The 15,922-nt window shown below is 65.0% G+C and carries 11 protein-coding genes and 1 pseudogene; 6 read left to right on the top strand and 6 right to left on the bottom strand.

Annotation, left to right across the window (positions count from 1 at the left end; genetic code table 11):
* Window positions 1–105 precede the first annotated feature (105 nt).
* Entirely contained in the window at window positions 106–2,907 is a 2,802-nt protein-coding gene (locus tag LRC39_RS08870) for an ATP-binding protein (protein WP_346296984.1), read from the top strand.
* Window positions 2,908–3,020: 113 nt separating this feature from the next.
* Here the strand turns inward: LRC39_RS08870 and LRC39_RS08865 are convergent.
* Both LRC39_RS08865 and LRC39_RS08860 read right to left on the bottom strand, forming a co-directional pair.
* Window positions 3,021–4,564, bottom strand: a pseudogene (locus LRC39_RS08865) (acyl-CoA synthetase).
* A gap of 147 nt (window positions 4,565–4,711) precedes the next feature.
* A complete protein-coding gene (locus LRC39_RS08860; protein ID WP_346296983.1) occupies window positions 4,712–5,524 on the bottom strand; it encodes a crotonase/enoyl-CoA hydratase family protein in 813 nt (270 codons plus the stop codon).
* A 111-nt stretch (window positions 5,525–5,635) separates the two neighbouring features.
* Between LRC39_RS08860 and LRC39_RS08855 the strand changes: the two genes are divergently transcribed.
* Window positions 5,636–6,508 (top strand): SDR family oxidoreductase, encoded by an 873-nt coding sequence (locus LRC39_RS08855; RefSeq protein ID WP_107354931.1) that lies wholly within the window; start codon window positions 5,636–5,638, stop codon window positions 6,506–6,508.
* Window positions 6,509–6,814: 306 nt separating this feature from the next.
* Complete coding sequence (locus LRC39_RS08850) at window positions 6,815–8,392, top strand: fatty acid--CoA ligase (protein WP_346296982.1); 1,578 nt, start codon at window positions 6,815–6,817, stop codon at window positions 8,390–8,392.
* Window positions 8,393–8,666: 274 nt separating this feature from the next.
* On the opposite strand, the gene LRC39_RS08845 is transcribed toward LRC39_RS08850, so the two are convergent.
* Window positions 8,667–9,941 (bottom strand): acyl-CoA dehydrogenase family protein, encoded by a 1,275-nt coding sequence (locus LRC39_RS08845; RefSeq protein WP_346296981.1) that lies wholly within the window; start codon window positions 9,939–9,941, stop codon window positions 8,667–8,669.
* A gap of 126 nt (window positions 9,942–10,067) precedes the next feature.
* On the opposite strand from LRC39_RS08845, the gene LRC39_RS08840 reads away from it, so the two are divergent.
* The gene (locus LRC39_RS08840; protein WP_107354928.1) at window positions 10,068–10,847 is read left to right on the top strand and encodes an enoyl-CoA hydratase-related protein; all 780 of its coding nucleotides are present in this window, start codon (window positions 10,068–10,070) and stop codon (window positions 10,845–10,847) included.
* Between the two features lie 326 nt (window positions 10,848–11,173).
* Here the strand turns inward: LRC39_RS08840 and LRC39_RS08835 are convergent, their stop codons facing one another.
* Genes LRC39_RS08835 through LRC39_RS08825 form a run of 3 tightly spaced genes read right to left on the bottom strand, consistent with a single transcriptional unit; the run spans window position 11,174 to window position 13,370 of the window.
* Window positions 11,174–11,548, bottom strand: coding sequence for a DUF6285 domain-containing protein (locus tag LRC39_RS08835; RefSeq protein WP_346296980.1), 375 nt, complete (start codon window positions 11,546–11,548; stop codon window positions 11,174–11,176).
* An 18-nt stretch (window positions 11,549–11,566) separates the two neighbouring features.
* Window positions 11,567–12,562: a phosphotransferase family protein gene (locus LRC39_RS08830; protein ID WP_346296979.1), complete on the bottom strand. Its 996-nt coding sequence runs from the start codon at window positions 12,560–12,562 to the stop codon at window positions 11,567–11,569.
* A gap of 7 nt (window positions 12,563–12,569) precedes the next feature.
* The gene (locus tag LRC39_RS08825; protein ID WP_346296978.1) at window positions 12,570–13,370 is read right to left on the bottom strand and encodes an enoyl-CoA hydratase/isomerase; all 801 of its coding nucleotides are present in this window, start codon (window positions 13,368–13,370) and stop codon (window positions 12,570–12,572) included.
* A 167-nt stretch (window positions 13,371–13,537) separates the two neighbouring features.
* Between LRC39_RS08825 and LRC39_RS08820 the strand changes: the two genes are divergently transcribed.
* Window positions 13,538–14,317, top strand: coding sequence for an SDR family NAD(P)-dependent oxidoreductase (locus LRC39_RS08820; RefSeq protein WP_011157263.1), 780 nt, complete (start codon window positions 13,538–13,540; stop codon window positions 14,315–14,317).
* A 39-nt stretch (window positions 14,318–14,356) separates the two neighbouring features.
* Window positions 14,357–15,871: an acetyl-CoA acetyltransferase gene (locus LRC39_RS08815; RefSeq protein WP_346296977.1), complete on the top strand. Its 1,515-nt coding sequence runs from the start codon at window positions 14,357–14,359 to the stop codon at window positions 15,869–15,871.
* The last annotated feature ends 51 nt before the right edge of the window (window positions 15,872–15,922 follow it).

Raw genomic sequence — 15,922 nt, 5'->3', positions numbered from 1 at the left:
ACTCACAACTCTGTAACTATCCAAAGAAAACTTAGCTTATTTGCCTCGCATCGTTGCGGCGCTGCCGAAGCCATGCCTAGGGTTACAACCTAGGAGGGTGGCACGTTGCGCAAGGGGCTGACGCTTTCGACCAGACTGGCGATCTTGGTGATGTCGACGGCAATGCTGACCGCAATCGGGGTCGGCTATCTCGGCTATCGCAATATCGCGCCGGTGGCGATTGAGCGGACGCTGGCCGGACTCAATGCCAATGCGAGCTGGCAGGCGCGAGAGCTGTCCCATCTCGTCAACGGCGCCACCGCCGACCTGATGGGCTTCCGCCACATTATTGGCATTGACGAGCTGATCGAACTCAGCCTCGACCCGTCGAAGACCGTTGCCGGCGGCGAGAACCTGCCACAATGGCGCGAACGCATCGGCCGCCGCCTCGCGCTAGAACTGGAGAACAAGCCGGACTTCGCACGCTACCGCCTGATCGGCGTCGCCAACCAGAGCCGCGACATCGTCCGTGTCGAACGTCTGGCCAACGGCAAGATTCGTATCGTTCCCGACGACCAGTTAGCATTCGCCGGCGGCCGCGAGATTATCGAGCTCGGCATGTCGGCCAAAGACGGCGAGATGCTGATCTCCACTGTCGAGTTCGAGCTTATCGAGGAGCCGTCCGCCAAAGCTCCACAGCAGGACGCACCGGCGCTGCGTCCCATCATTCGCGTCGTCACCCCGGTGTTCAGTGACGAAGGCGCGCGGTTCGGCGTTCTGGCCGCGACGATCGACCTGAGCAGGCCGTTCGAGCGGCTGAAAGACCCGGTACTGGCGGCGTCGAAGATCTATGTCGTCGACGACAAGGGACACTACTTGTTCCACCCGGACGCTTCTCGGGGCGGCCTAGCGATCGGCTTCTCCTCCACCTTGGAGCAGGATTTTCCCGCGCTGGCCGAGGCGCTGGCGACCGACCGCTGGACTCCGGCCGTGATCGAGAGCCGCGACGGCCGTCGGTTCGGCGTCGCCTATCAGCATGTGAACGCCGGCACCGAGACGCCTTTGGCGCTGGTTGAAGCGATCGCCGAGCACGACATGATCCGCGGCCCGATGCTGGCGTGGGGGAAGTCCACCCTTGTCGGTGGCAGCTTCGCCGTGCTGGTGGCGATCGTGCTGGCGGTGACGTTCGCCCGCAGCTTGGCGCGGCCGCTCTCGGAGATGACCCGTGCGGTCGAAAGCCTCAGTGGCGGCGGGCCGCTCACGCTGCCGCGCAACGCCGGCGGTGAGATCGGAGTGCTGGCCCAGGCGTTCTCTTCGACGATGCAGGAGTCGCGCGAGAAGACCGCGGCGCTCCGCCGCGAGAAGGAGATTTTCGAATCGATCATGAATGCGATGGCCGAGGCCGTGCTGCTGGTCGATACCGAAGGGGTGATCGTCTATGAGAACCCCGCCGCGGTAGCGCTGCGCACCTCGCCCACCGGGATCACGGGCCCGACCTGGGAGACTTCGGTCGAGTCGTTCCTCGCCGACGGCGTCACGCCGCTCGAGGTGGATCAGCGTCCCGGGCGGCGGGCGATGCGCGGCGAGCCGATCGATCGCTTCGAGTTCGTCGTCCATGTGCTCGGCAGCGACAAGATTGTCGATGTCTCCGGCAACGCGCGGCCGATCCGCGAAGCCGACGGCACGATCAGCGGCGCGGTCGTGGTGTTCAGCGACGTCTCCGAATTGAAGGAGACCGAACGGCGGCTGCACCAATCGCAGAAGCTGGAGGCGATCGGTCAGCTCACCGGTGGCGTTGCGCACGACTTCAACAATATGCTGACGGTGATCAGCGGCACCGCCGAGATCTTGCTCGAAGAGCTGGCCGACCGGCCCGACCTCGTCACCATCGCCAAAATGATCGACCAGGCCGCCGAGCGCGGCGCAGACCTCACCCGTCAGCTGCTCGCCTTCGCCCGCAAGCAGCCGCTGCAGCCGCGCAACATTGACGTCAATACCGTGGTGTCGAACATCAAGCAGCTGCTGCGGCCGACCATCGGCGAGCACATCGACATCGACGTTCGGCTCGATCCGGCGGTCGATCCGGCGCTGATCGATCCGTCGCAGCTATCGTCGGCACTGCTCAACCTCGCCGTCAACGCCCGCGACGCGATGCCGGGCGGCGGCAAGCTGCTGTTCGAGACTGCCAACGTGATGCTCGACGACGACTACGCCGAACATCACCCCGAGGTGAAGCCGGGCCGCTATGTGATGATCGCAGTCAGCGACTCCGGCGCCGGCATGACGCCCGACGTTCTGGAGAAAGCATTCGAGCCGTTCTTCACCACCAAGAGCGTCGGCAAGGGCACCGGCCTCGGGCTGAGCATGGTGTACGGCTTCGTCAAACAGTCGAACGGCCACATCCAGATCTACAGCGAGGAACAGCACGGCACCACGATCCGGCTGTACCTGCCCCGCGCCGATTCCGACGTCGATGCCCTGCCGTCGATCACGCCGATCGAAGGCGGCACCGAAACCATCCTGCTGGTCGAAGACGACGAACTGGTGCGCAACTTCGCACTCGCGCAGCTTCGCGGCCTCGGCTATCGCACCATCCCGGCCGCGGACGGCACCGCAGCGCTGGCGGAAGTGCGGCGCGGTACGCCGTTCGATTTGCTGCTCACCGACATCATCATGCCGGGCGGCATGAACGGCCGGCAGCTCGCCGACGCGGTGGCGCGGCTGCGGCCGGTGAAGGTGCTGTACACATCAGGCTACACCGAGAATGCCATCATGCATCACGGCCGGCTCGACCCCGGCGTGCTGCTGCTATCGAAGCCGTTCCGCCGAGCCGATCTGGCTCGCCTGGTCCGCGCCGCCCTCGGCCGCGCCGATCATCAGCCGGCCGAAGACGAGGCCGGCCCTGAACGCAAGAGCGCCGCGAGCTAGACTCGTCTCATGTCGGTGAACTTGGAGCTCCGCCGCCAAGGCGCAACACGGCGGAGCCTCATGGCATGGCGGCGCAACGCGCCGGCCGGATTCCGTCAGAGACAGAACTGCTGCTAGATCACCCGGCCGGCGTTCGCCCAATACGGATCGCGCAGGCGGCGCTTGAAGATCTTGCCGGAATCCTCGCGCGGCAGCTCCGGCATGATCTTGATGTGCTTGGGCACCTTGTAGTCGGCCAGCGCCAGCTTGAGCTGCGAGCGGATGAAGCCTTCGTCGAGCGTCACGCCAGGCTGCGGCTCGAGCATCGCCATCAGCGCTTCGCCGAACTCAGCATCCGGAATGCCGAACACCGCGCAATCGTGCACACCCTGCACGGCGTGCAGCGCCGCCTCGATCTCGGCCGGGTAGATGTTGACGCCGCCGGAGATCACCATGTCGCGCTTGCGATCGCAGATGAAGACGTAGCCGTCGTCGTCGAGATAGCCGACGTCGCCGGAGGTGATGAAGCCGCCACGGTCGATCTCGGCGCGCTTCTCAGGCTTGTTGTGATAGGTGAAGTCCGGATTGCCGGCGATCCGCGAGAAGATCTCGCCGATCTCGCCCTGCGGCACTTCGTTGCCGTCATCGTCGATGAATTTCAGTTCAGCGCCGTGCGCAATCTTGCCGACGGTGCCGGGCTTGTTCAGCGCGTCTTCGGACGTCGCAAACGTCACCGCACCGGATTCAGTCGAGCCGTAGAACTCATAGATCACCGGCCCCCACCACTCGATCATCGCGCGCTTGACGTCGGCGGGGCATGGCGCGGCGGCGTGGATGACATGGCGCAGCGACGAGACGTCGTACTTGGCACGCACCTCCGCCGGCAGCTTCATCAGCCGAATGAACATCGTCGGCACCATGAATACGGTGTCGATCTTGTGCTCCTGCACCAGCGCCAAGAACTCTTCGGGGTGGAAGCGCGGCATCAGCACCAGCACGCCGCCGAGCTTGCCGGCACGGATGCCAAACGAGTTCGGGGCGGAGTGATACAGCGGGCCGGGGCACAGCGCCCGCACCTGCGGCTTGAGGCCGTAGATCGTCGCACGCATCTTTTCAGCATGCGCCGCCTGCTCCGGCGTCGGCGCGAACCGCTTGACGCCCTTCGGATGGCCGGTGGTGCCGGAGGTGTAGATCATGTTCTGGGGTTGCGGCAGCGCCGGGCCGTCATACGGCTTCTGCTGCGCCAGCCAGCCGTCGAGATCGATTGCATTGGTCGGCGGCGATAGATGATCCGGCGCGATCTTGTAGTTGGCGATCACTTCCGGCGGCGTCGGCACGCTGAGAACCGTGAGGTCGGCCGGAATCGCGGAGGCGACGCTATGCAACAGGTCGGCGTGGCCGATCAGCACCCGCGTGGCGGAATCGCCGATGATGTAGCCGACTTCCTCCGGCTTGAAATGCCAGTTCACCGGCACCGCATAGGCGCCGAGCGTCATCACGCCATACACCGCTTCCATGAAGGCGATGTCGTTGCGCATCAGCACGCAGACGCAGTCGCCGGGCTTGACCCGAGCGCCTGCAGGCCACCGGCGATGGTTGCGACGCGCGCGTTCACTTCGTCGAAGCTGCGGCGGCGGTCGCCGGAAATGATGCCGTGATAAAGCTGGTTCTCGGACATTGTTACTCTCCGATTCTCGAGTCGGGGTTGGCCGCAGCGTGCGATGATGACCGCACGCTGCAGCGCGATGATGCGGCGCTTATACGCGAAGACGCCGCGCGATGCGCGCGGCGTCCCCTCGATAAGTTATGTATTTGCCGCGTAGCGCTATGCGTCGATGAAGTTGGGCGCGCGCTTTTCCATATTCGCGCGCACCGCTTCGGTCTGGTTCGGCGAACCGATCAGCTTCTGCTGTTCGACGCTTTCGGCGAGCAGCGCCGGCCCGGGATCGACCGAGAGCTTGTTCATCATCCGCTTGGCGGCACGCACCGCGTCCGGATTCTTGCCGGCGATCTCGCGCGCCATCTCCAGCGCGGCTTGGTACGGGTCGTCGACGATCTTGGTGGCGAGGCCGATGCTCACTGCCTCCTGTGCCGCCACGATCCGTCCGGTGTAGGTCAGTTCGCGGAGCACGTCGTCGCGCAGCAGCGTCGCCAGGATCGGCGTGCCGGCCATGTCGGGTACCAGGCCCCATTTGATTTCCATGATCGACATCTTGGCCTCCGGCGCCATCAGCCGGATGTCGGCACCGAGCGCGAGCTGACAGCCGCCGCCGAACGCGACACCGTGCACCGCAGCAATCACCGGCACCGGCAGCATCCGCCAACCCCACACCGCCTGCTGCGCGGCGTTGGCCTGGCCGTGCGTGCGCTTGGTCAGGTCGCGAAATTCGCCTCCCGGAATTCCGTTGCCACCGCTTTCCTTCATCGCGGCGAAACGTCCCATGTCGAGGCCGGCGCAGAACGCCTTACCCTCGCCGGATAGCACCACGGCGCGCACGCCCTTCTCGTTCGCCAAGCGCTCGGTGGTCTTCACCAAAGCCTCGAACATTGCGGCGTCGAGCGCATTCATCTTGTCCGCGCGCACCAGGCGGACATCGGCGACACCGTCCGTGATCGTCACCGAAACGCGGTCGCTCATCGGGACATTCTCCATTTTGTTTTGCGTTGCGGCGCTACAGAAAAGCGTTGTCGGGATTTAGTCAATCGCCTAATTAACGATCAGCTTCAACTTTTCCGGGCGGTTTTCTTCATGTTCACAGATCAGCTTCTCGCCGGCCGTCGCATCCTCGTCACCGGTGGCGGCACCGGCCTCGGCAAGGCGATGGCGGCGCGCTTCCTGCAGCTCGGCGCCGAAGTGCACATCTGCGGCCGTCGCAAGGGCGTGTGCGACGAGACCGCGACCGAACTGATGGATCAGTACGGCGGCAAGGTGATGACCTATGGCGTCGATATCCGCGACGCCGCGGCGGTCGACCATATGGTCGAGACCATCTTCGAGAGCGGGCCGCTCACCGACCTGATCAACAACGCGGCCGGAAATTTCATCTCGCGGAGTGAGGATCTCAGCCCGCGCGGCTTCGACGCCGTCGCCAACATCGTGATGCACGGCACGTTCTACGTCACCCATGCGGTCGGCAAGCGCTGGATCGCCGGCGGCCACCGCGGCAACGTGGTGTCGATCACCACCACCTGGGTGCGCAACGGCAGCCCCTATGTGGTGCCGTCGGCGATGAGCAAGTCGGCGATCCACGCCATGACGATGTCGCTCGCCACCGAATGGGGCAAATACGGCATCCGCCTCAACACCATTGCGCCGGGCGAAATTCCGACCGAAGGCATGAGCAAGCGGATCAAACCGGGCGACGAAGCCGGCGCCCGCACCATCAAGATGAACCCGATGGGCCGCGTCGGCACCATGGAAGAGCTGCAGAACCTCGCGACCTTCCTGATCTCCGGCGGTTGCGACTGGATCAGCGGCGAAACCATCGCCATGGACGGCGCGCAGGGCCTCGCGATGGGCGGCAACTTCTACCAGCTCCGCGACTGGAGCAACGACGATTGGGAAAACGCCAAGGCCTCGATCAAGGCCCAAAACGAGAAGGACCGCGCGCAGCGGGGGTAGAAAGCTCGGATCGCACGCACGAACCAACTAACGACGACGTCATCCCCCGCTTATGCGGGGGATCCAGTATTTCAGGGCGTCAGCGGCTAACCACGAACGCCCTGCAATACTGGGGCGCCCGCACAAGCCGGGCGATGACCATCTTGTGCTGCGCAGCTCTTGTGCTTTGCAAGCGGCGCCATTGGCCTCCCAGGCCGCACGTTCATCATCCCCGGGACATTCCCTCCCGCTTGTGTTTGCAGCCGAAGCGCGGCAGACTTCGTGTAAACAACAAGCAACGAACTAACAATATCCAAGGGAGAGACAATGTCCGAGGCAGCCGAGCCGGCCACGCTGGCCGACGTCATCCGTGCGCAGGCCAAGACCCGCGGCAACGAGATCGCCTACGAGTTCGAAGGCCGCATCAGCACCTTTGCCGACTTCGATCGCCACACCAACCAGGTCGCCCGCGCACTGCAGGCCTCCGGTGTGCAGCCGAACGAGCGCATCGCCTATCTCGGCAAGAACAGCGACATCTATTTCGAACTGTGGAGTGGCGCGATCAAGGCCAAGGCGGTGATGGCGCCGGTGAACTGGCGCCTCGCAGGGCCGGAGATCGCCTACATCGTCGAAGACTGCAAGGCGGCGATCCTCTTCGTCGGCCCGGAATTCGTCGATCAGGTCCGCGGCCTCAAGGACCAGATCCCGAGCGTGCGCCATATCATTACCACCGAAGGCGGCGCGCCGGAGTGGCAGGACTTCACCAAATGGCGCGACGCGCAACCGGGCGATGATCCGCAGGTCGCGATCGCGCCGTCAGACATCGCGATCCAGCTCTACACCTCCGGCACCACCGGCAAGCCGAAAGGCGCGATGCTCAGTCACGCCAACTTCCTGTCACTGGTCCGCGCCGGCCAGGACAACAAGCCGGAGTGGAACACCTGGACGCCCGACGACGTGTCGCTGGTGGCGATGCCGGCGTTCCACATCGGCGGCTCCGGCTGGGGCATGATGGGGGTCTATCACGGCGCAAAGGGTGTGATCGCGCGTGAATTCGATCCGACCAAAGTGCTCGATTTCTTCGAGCAGTCCGGCATCACCAAGCTGTTCATGGTGCCGGCCGCGATGCAATTCGTGGTACGGCAGCCGCGCGCCCGCGAGGTCGATTTCTCGCGGCTGAAATACATGCTGTACGGCGCTTCCCCGATCCCGGCGGCGCTGCTGAAGGAGTGCATCGAGGTCTTCAAATGCGGCTTCGTGCAGATGTACGGCATGACCGAGACCACCGGCACCATCGTGGCGCTGCCGCCGGAGGATCACGTCGAGGGCCTGGAGCGGATGCGCTCGGCCGGCAAGGCGCTGCCCGGCGTCGAGATCGCGATCCTCGATCCTGACGGCAAGCCGCTGCCGCCGCGGCAGGTCGGCGAGATCGCCACCCGCTCCGGCTCCAACATGGTGGGCTACTGGAATCTCCCCGACGCCACCAAGAAGACGATCGACGACGACAACTGGCTGCGCACCGGCGATGCCGGCTACATGGACGAGGACGGCTACGTCTATATCCATGACCGCATCAAGGACATGATCATCTCCGGCGGCGAGAACATATATCCGGCCGAGGTCGAGAGCGCGATCTGCGATCACCCGGACGTCGCCGAAGTCGCGGTGGTCGGCGTGCCCGACGATCAGTGGGGCGAGTCGGTCAAGGCCGTGGTGGTGATGAAGCCCGGCAAGGAAGCGACCGCGCAGGACATCATCGGCTTCACCCGCACCCGCATCGCCGGCTACAAGACGCCGAAGTCGATCGACTTCATCCCGGCCCTGCCCCGCAACGCATCCGGCAAGATACTCCGCCGCCAGCTCCGCGATCCGTATTGGAGCGGCAAGGACCGGCAGGTGAACTGAGCGCAGCCACATCGGACGGCGACGCTACGTCGCCAAAGCCCGGCGCACATCCCTCACGTTCGTCATTCCGGGGCGCGAGCGAAGCTCGCGAACCCGGAATCCATAACCACAGTGGTCGCGTTAGGCCACCGCGTGGCAAACACCTACTGACACGGCAAAGCCAGGGAATATGGATTCCGGGCTCGCGCTTCGCGCGCCCCGGAATGACGACGGAGAGGTTCTGCGTGTAGCGCCGGAGGGTGGGCAACGCGAAGCGTGCCCACTCTACAGATATCTATCGCTTGTTCGCGCCCATGTAGCCGAACAGGAAGCCCGCCACCTTCCGCATCTGGATTTCCTCGCTGCCTTCGGTGATGCGATAGCGGCGGTGGTGGCGGTAGATGTGCTCGAACTGTTTGTGGCGCGAATAGCCGATGCCGCCGTGGACCTGAATGGCGCGATCGGCCGCCTGGCCGCACAGCCGGTTCGCCCAATAGTTACACATCGACACCTTGTCGGACAGCGTGTGCTCGACCTGGGCCTGGGTCATCTGATCCATCTCCCACGCGGTCTTGCGGATCAAGAGGCGCAGCATCTCGGCCTGGGTGGCGAGCTCGACCAGCGGGAATTGAATCGCCTGGTTGCGCGCCAGCTCCTCGCCGAACGGCTTGCGCTCACGCGCGTATTTGACGCTCTCGTTGATGCAGAACACCGCAGCGCCGAGCGACGAGGCTGCCTGGCGGATGCGGTTCTCGTGCACGAAGCACTGCGCCAGCGACAGGCCGCGGCCGACCTCGCCAAACACCGCATCCTCGGTGACGAATACATCCTTGAACGACACCCGCGGATGGTCGGTCGGCATGTTGAAGGTCCACAAATACTCTTCGACCTTCACGCCTGGCGCATCGGCCGGCACCAGGAAGCAGGTGATGCCGCGCGCGTCACCGTCCTTGCCGGCGGTGCGGGCAAACAGCGCGCAATGCGTGGCGACGTGCATACCGGTCGTCCACATCTTCTCGCCGTTGATCACCCAGCCCTTCTTGCCGTCGCGCGTCGCCTCCTCCGCACGCGTCTCCATATGGGTCGCGTCCGAGCCGTGGTCTGGCTCGGTCAAGCCGAACGTGATGCGATACTTGCCGGTGATCGAGCCGTCGATCATCGCCTTCTGGTCCGGCGTACCGTACAGATCCAACATCTTGACGATCGGGAAATTGCCGACGATCGAATGTTCGTTCTGCAGATCGTTGTGCAGGCCGAGCCCCTTGGCGGCGAAGTGTTCACGGATCACTGCCATCCAGAGATTGGTGCCGTCCTGGCCGCCATAGCGCTTCGGAACCGCGAAGCGAAGATGGCCGGCGTCGTCGGCGAGGTTCTTCGCCTTGCGTAGCAGCTCTTCCCATTCGTGACGCGGCAGCCCGCCATGTTCGAAATCGGTACGCGCCCATTCGCGGCGATGATCGAAGAAGCGGATGTTGTCGTCCGCCTGCTCCAGCGGCTTGATCTTGGACTCGATGAAGCGATCGAGCTCGGCGAGATAGGCGACCAGATCGGGCGGCAGAGAAAAATCCAAGGCGTGCTCCCACAGTCTTCGTGTTGTTGTTGATCTTGTTAAGCGACCGATTAACATGCGCCGCACACGACAAGTCAAGCGCGCTTCAGCCGCACCAATTCTGTCCAACGAAAAAAGGAAACGCCGATGGCGCTGCAATTCTCCACCGTTACCCGCAAAGGCCCGATTACCATCGTCACGCTGTCACGGCCGGAAGTTTACAACGCGCTGCATACCGACGCGCACTACGAACTCGAAGGCGTGTTCAACGAGTTCGCCGCCGATCCCGAGCAGTGGGTGGCGATCGTCACCGGCGCCGGCGACAAGGCGTTCTGCGCCGGCAACGATCTGAAGTGGCAGGCGAGTGGCGGCAAGCGCGGCTGGGGCGAGAGCGGCTTCGGCGGACTGACCTCCCGGTTCGATTGCGACAAGCCGATCATCGCCGCGGTCAACGGCGTGGCGATGGGCGGCGGCTTCGAGATCGCGCTCGCCTGCGATCTGATCATCGCGGCGGAGAACGCCACCTTTGCGCTGCCTGAGCCGCGCGTCGGCCTCGCCGCCCTCGCCGGCGGTCTGCACCGCCTCCCCCGCCAGATCGGGCTCAAGCGCGCGATGGGCATGATCCTCACCGCCCGTCACGTCCCCGCCCGCGAGGGCCTGGAACTCGGTTTCGTCAACGAAGTCGTGCCACAAGGCGAAGCGCTCGCCGCCGCCGAGCGCTGGGCCGAGACGATCTGCAAAAACTCGCCGATGTCGATCCGCGCCTCGAAGCAAACCCTGATGCGCGGCCTCGACGTGTCGCTGCCCCAAGCCATCGCCGAACAGCGCGACTACCCGGCAGTCAAGGCGATGGTGGCGTCGCAGGACTACATCGAAGGCCCGAAAGCGTTTTCGGAAAAGCGCGCGCCGAACTGGCAAGGGAAGTAGGTCGTTCGCCGCGCATCCTCTTTCGTCATTGCGAGGAGCGCAGCGACGAAGCAATCCAGCCCCGTGCACGACGCTGGATTGCTTCGCTTCGCTCGCAATGACGAAGGATCACCTCTCGTTCGTCATTCCGGGGCGCGAGCGCAGCTCGCGAACCCGGAATCCCTACGCCGCAGCATTGGTGGCACTGGCGCGGCGGGAGATCGACGCCGTTAGTAAGACGATGGCACAGGGGTTATGGATTCCGGGCTCGCGCTACGCGCGCCCCGGAATGACGAACGATGGGCGTCGGCCGTAGCAACTCCGTGGCCGTTGCACCACGTCATCCGCTACTTCTGTTCCAACTCCCGCCGATAGCTCGCATAGTTCGGCTGGTCGACGGCCAGCTTGGCCAGCGTGGTGCGCCACAGATGGTCCTTGACGCCGGGCGTCGACAGGTCGACCGAGCCGGTGGCGATACGGTCGGCGAGCTCGGCGTTGAGGTTGAACAGCGAGCCGTCGTGGCCGAGCAGCGCGCGCAGGCTGGCGTGTTCTTCGGCGTCGCTTTCGTCCGATAGCGCCAGTTGCCGCGTCACCAGATCGAGCGCGTTGATGCCGACCCGCAGCTTGAATGCGGCATGGCCTGAAATCTGCGGAACGATCTGCTCGCGCAGAAAGTCCGCCACCGCCTTGATCAGTTCGTCCGGCCTCGGTTCGTCCTGCATCGCTGCCTCGCTGAATGATTAGTTGCGCGGCGCCAGCAGCCGCAGCAGATCGATCTCGGTTTCGGACGAGCGTCGACCGATCATCGCGCGCTCCATCGAATGATCCGGGTCTTCCCGGAACCGCCGCATCATGCCGCAGCACATGATGCCCCAGCGCAGCGTGCCCATCACTTCCCAGAACTTGACCCGCGCCTCGTCGACATGGCCGCCCCCGGCTTCGTAGCCGGCGAACATCTCCTCGCGCGAGCCGAGCCCGCCGACCGGTTTGTCGATCTCGCCGAACCGCCAGGAATTCACGCAGATCCAGCCGAGATCCTCCATCGGATCGCCGCGATGCGCCAGCTCCCAATCCAGCACGGCGCGCACGCCGTCGGGACCGATGATCAGATTGCCGTGGCGAAAATCGCCATGCACCAAGGTGATCGCTTTCGACACGCCGGGATCATGATCGGCGAGCCAGCGCAGCGCCAGTTCAAACACCGGCCGCGGCCAATCGTACGAGCGATAGTCGTCGCGCAACAGGCCGATCTCTTCGGTCGAGCTGATCGTCCGCAGCGGCGGCAGCGCGGCGCTGTCGATCCCGTGCAGACCGGCGAGGATCGAACCGATCTGGCGCGCCAGCTTCGGGCGTGCTGCGGCAAACTCCGCATCCCGCAGGATCTTGCGGGGGATGGTTTCGCCATGGACACGCCGCATCACGAAGCCGGCGCCGAGGGCGTCGGCTTCGGTGAGGACGTGCAGCACCTGCGGCGACGGCACGCCGGCCTCATAGGCGAGCCGCATCAGTTCGGCTTCGACATCGAGACCCGCGGCACGTCCGGAAACGCTGCCATAGCCCGGCGGCGAGCGGCGCAGGACCGCCGCGACGTCGCCGTCCGGCCGCTCGATCACGAACGACCAAGTCTCCTGACTCGCGCCGCCCGAGAGCTGCGCGAGATCGCGAATGCCGGTCGCGCCAGCGCACCAACCGATCACGCTTTGCGTCAGCGCGTCGGCAATAGCTGCAGATGCCATGTCGGGCTTATTTGCCCTTGAACTGCGCCGGACGCTTTTCGAGGAACGCACCGACGCCTTCCTTGAAGTCGTCGGTGGAGCCGGCGACGCGCTGGCATTCGAATTCGAGGTTGAGCTGCTCCTCGAACGAGTTCTCCGGCGAGTCCCAGTACATCTTGCGGATCAGCGACAGCGCCACGGTCGGGCCGTTGGCGAGATCCTGGGCGAGCTTCATGGTTTCGGTCCACAGCTCGGCGTCCTCATAGACGCGATTGACGAGGCCCCATTCCTGCGCCTTGTCGGCCGGCAGCTTCTCGCCAAGCAGCGACAGCTCGACCGAGCGCGCCTTACCGACGAGCCGCGGCAGCAGCCAGGTCGAGCCGCAATCCGGTACCAGGCCGATACGGCGGAACGCCTGCAGGAAGTACGACGACTTGGCGCACAGGATCATGTCGCCCATCAGCGCGAAGCTCATGCCGGCGCCCGCGGCCGGACCGTTCACCGAGGTGACGATCGGGCAATGCAGCTTGCGCAGCCGGCGCAGGAACGGATGGAAGGCGGTCTCCAGCGCGGCGCCGGCACCCTTGCCGCTCTGGCTCATGTTGTTGCCGGAGTTGCGGCCCTGCAGATTCGCGCCGGTGCAGAACGCCCGGCCGGCACCGGTGATCACCAGGCAGCGCACTTCCGCGCGCTTGTCTTCGATCGCGTCGAGCGCTTCGCCGAGTCCGCCGAGCATGTCGATCGACACCGCGTTCATCAATTCCTGATGATCGAGTTTCAGGATCGCAACGGGACCGTCGAAATCGAGCGTGACGTGTTTGAACTGCATTGTTTCCTCGCGCTATCGGTTCGCGGTTATTCCGCGCTGTGGAAGGGCTTCACGACGTGAGGCCATATTTGATTTTTGCGACGCGCTTGTCCATGGTCCTGCATCGATCACAGCGCGTGCCCGGCCCGCACGGTGTAGCGCGCAACAAACAAAAATGGAAACGCTGGATGAGCATTTTCGATCTGAGCGGCCGCGTCGCGGTCGTCACCGGGGGCAACGGTGGTATCGGCCTCGGCATGGCCCAGGCGCTGGCCGCGGCGGGCTGCAACGTCTCGATTTGGGGTCGTAACGCGGTCAAGAATCACGCTGCCCTCGCCACCATGGCGAACGCGCCCGGCAAGGTCGAAGCTCAGATCTGCGACGTTACCGATCCGGCTTCGGTGAAGGCCGCGATGGATGCGACGCTGAAGGCGTTCGGCCGTGTCGATGGTTGCTTCGCCAATGCCGGCATCGGCGGCGGCGGCCGGCAGGCTTTCATCGACCGCACCGAGGAGCAGTGGCGCTCGATGTTCGCCACCAATCTCGACGGCGTCTTCCACGCCTTCCAGGCAGCAGCGCGGCACATGACCGAGCGCGCTGCCGACGGCGATCCGTTCGGCCGGCTGGTGGCAACCTCGAGCCTCGCCTCGATCTTCGGCACCGCGCGCAACGAGCACTACGCAGCCACCAAGGCGGCGATCAATGCGCTGGTGCGCGCGCTGGCGGTCGAACTCGCGCGCTATGGCGTCACCGCCAATGCGATCCTGCCGGGCTGGATCAAGAGCGATATGACCGCGGGCATCATGGGCAACGACAAGTTCGTCGCCAATGTGATGCCGCGGATTCCGGTGCGGCGGTTCGGCGAGCCGGAAGACTTCGGCGGCATCGCCGTGTATCTGATGAGCAAGGCGTCGTCGTATCACACCGCCGATACTTTCGTGATCGACGGCGGCTACACCGCGTTCTAACGACACCCTCACCAACCTTCGATCAATAAGAAGCAAGAAATGCCGACCACGCTCCCGCCCGAACGCATTCCCGTCATCGCCGGTGTCGGCGAAATCGCCGACCACCCCAAGGACATCGCGCAAGGGCTGGAGCCGCTGGCGCTGCTCGAAGCCGCCATGCAACGCGCCGGCAACGACAGCGCCGCGAGCCTGCTGCCACAGATCGACTCGCTCGACATCGTCAACTTCCTGAGCTGGCGCTATCACGCGCCGGCCGAACAACTCGCGACGCGGCTCGGCATCGCGCCGCGTCACTGTTTCTACGGACCGGTCGGCGGCGAGAGCCCGATCCGTTTCATCCATGAAGCCGCACTGCGGATCGCCCGCGGCGAAGCTCAGGTCGCCGTAGTCTGCGGCGCCGAGGCGCAGTCAACCGCGACCAAGGCCGCAAGGGCAAAGATCGACCTGCCGTGGACGCCGTTCGCCCACGATGCGCCCGAGCCGAAGCGCGGCGCGGCGTTCCAGCAGCCGATCGCCTCGACCCTCGGGGTCGCTCGGCCGATCACGGTGTATCCGTTGTATGAGGCCGCCACTGCGGCGCATTGGGGGCAGACACCGCAGCAGGCGCTCGACGAATCCGGCGTGCTATGGTCGCGCTACGCGGCCGCAGCGGCGCGCAATCCGAACGCCTGGATCAAACGCGGCTTCGCACCGAACGAGATCACCACGCCTTCGTCCGACAATCGGCTGATCGCCTGGCCCTACACCAAGCTGATGGTCGCCAATCCGAGCGTCAATCTCGGCGCCGCGGTGCTGCTGACCTCGCTGGCCAAGGCGCGCGAAGCCGGCATTCCCGAGGACAAGCTGATCTACATCCACGGCGGCGCATCCGCCGAAGAGCCGCGTGATTATCTCGCCCGCGATCAGTTCGTGCAGAGCCACGCTCAGAACGCGGTGCTGGAGACCATCAAGGCGATGGTGGGCGGCGACGGCCGCGCCTTCGACGCGATCGAGCTGTACTCGTGCTTCCCGGTGGTACCGAAGATGGCGCGGCGCACGCTCGGTCTCGGCGACGACGTCGAGCCGACGGTGACCGGCGGCCTCACCTTCTTCGGAGCGCCGCTCAACACCTATATGACCCATGCCGCCTGCGCGATGGTTCGCCGCCTGCGCGACGGCGCCAAGCTCGGCCTGCTGTACGGCCAGGGCGGTTTCGTCACCAAGCACCACGGTCTGATCGTTTCGCGCACCCCGCCGCAGCAGCCGCTGAGCGAGGACATCAGCGTGCAGGCGAAGGCCGACGCGGCCTATGGCGCCGTGCCACGCTTCGTCACCGAGGCTAGCGGTGACGGCACGGTCGAGACGTTTACGGTGATCTATGACGGTCGCGGCGAGGTCCAGCATGGCGTGGTGATGCTGCGCACCGCTGACGGCGCCCGCGCGCTGGCGCGTGTGCCGGCGCAGGACCAGGCGACGCTGGCGTTCCTGACCGATATGGACCGCAGCCTGGTCGGCACGCGTGGAACGATCGCCACCGCAGCCGATGGCGTACTGGAATGGCGGAACGCCGGTTAGTTCAGGCCTTCAGAGCGACCGAGCCACACCCCATCTACGTCATTGCGAACG

It is taken from the genome of Rhodopseudomonas sp. P1, assembly GCF_039642825.1.
Taxonomy (GTDB): domain Bacteria; phylum Pseudomonadota; class Alphaproteobacteria; order Rhizobiales; family Xanthobacteraceae; genus Rhodopseudomonas; species Rhodopseudomonas palustris_H.
Note: the sequence above shows the minus strand (reverse complement) of the source record. Positions and strands in the feature narration are given on the sequence as shown.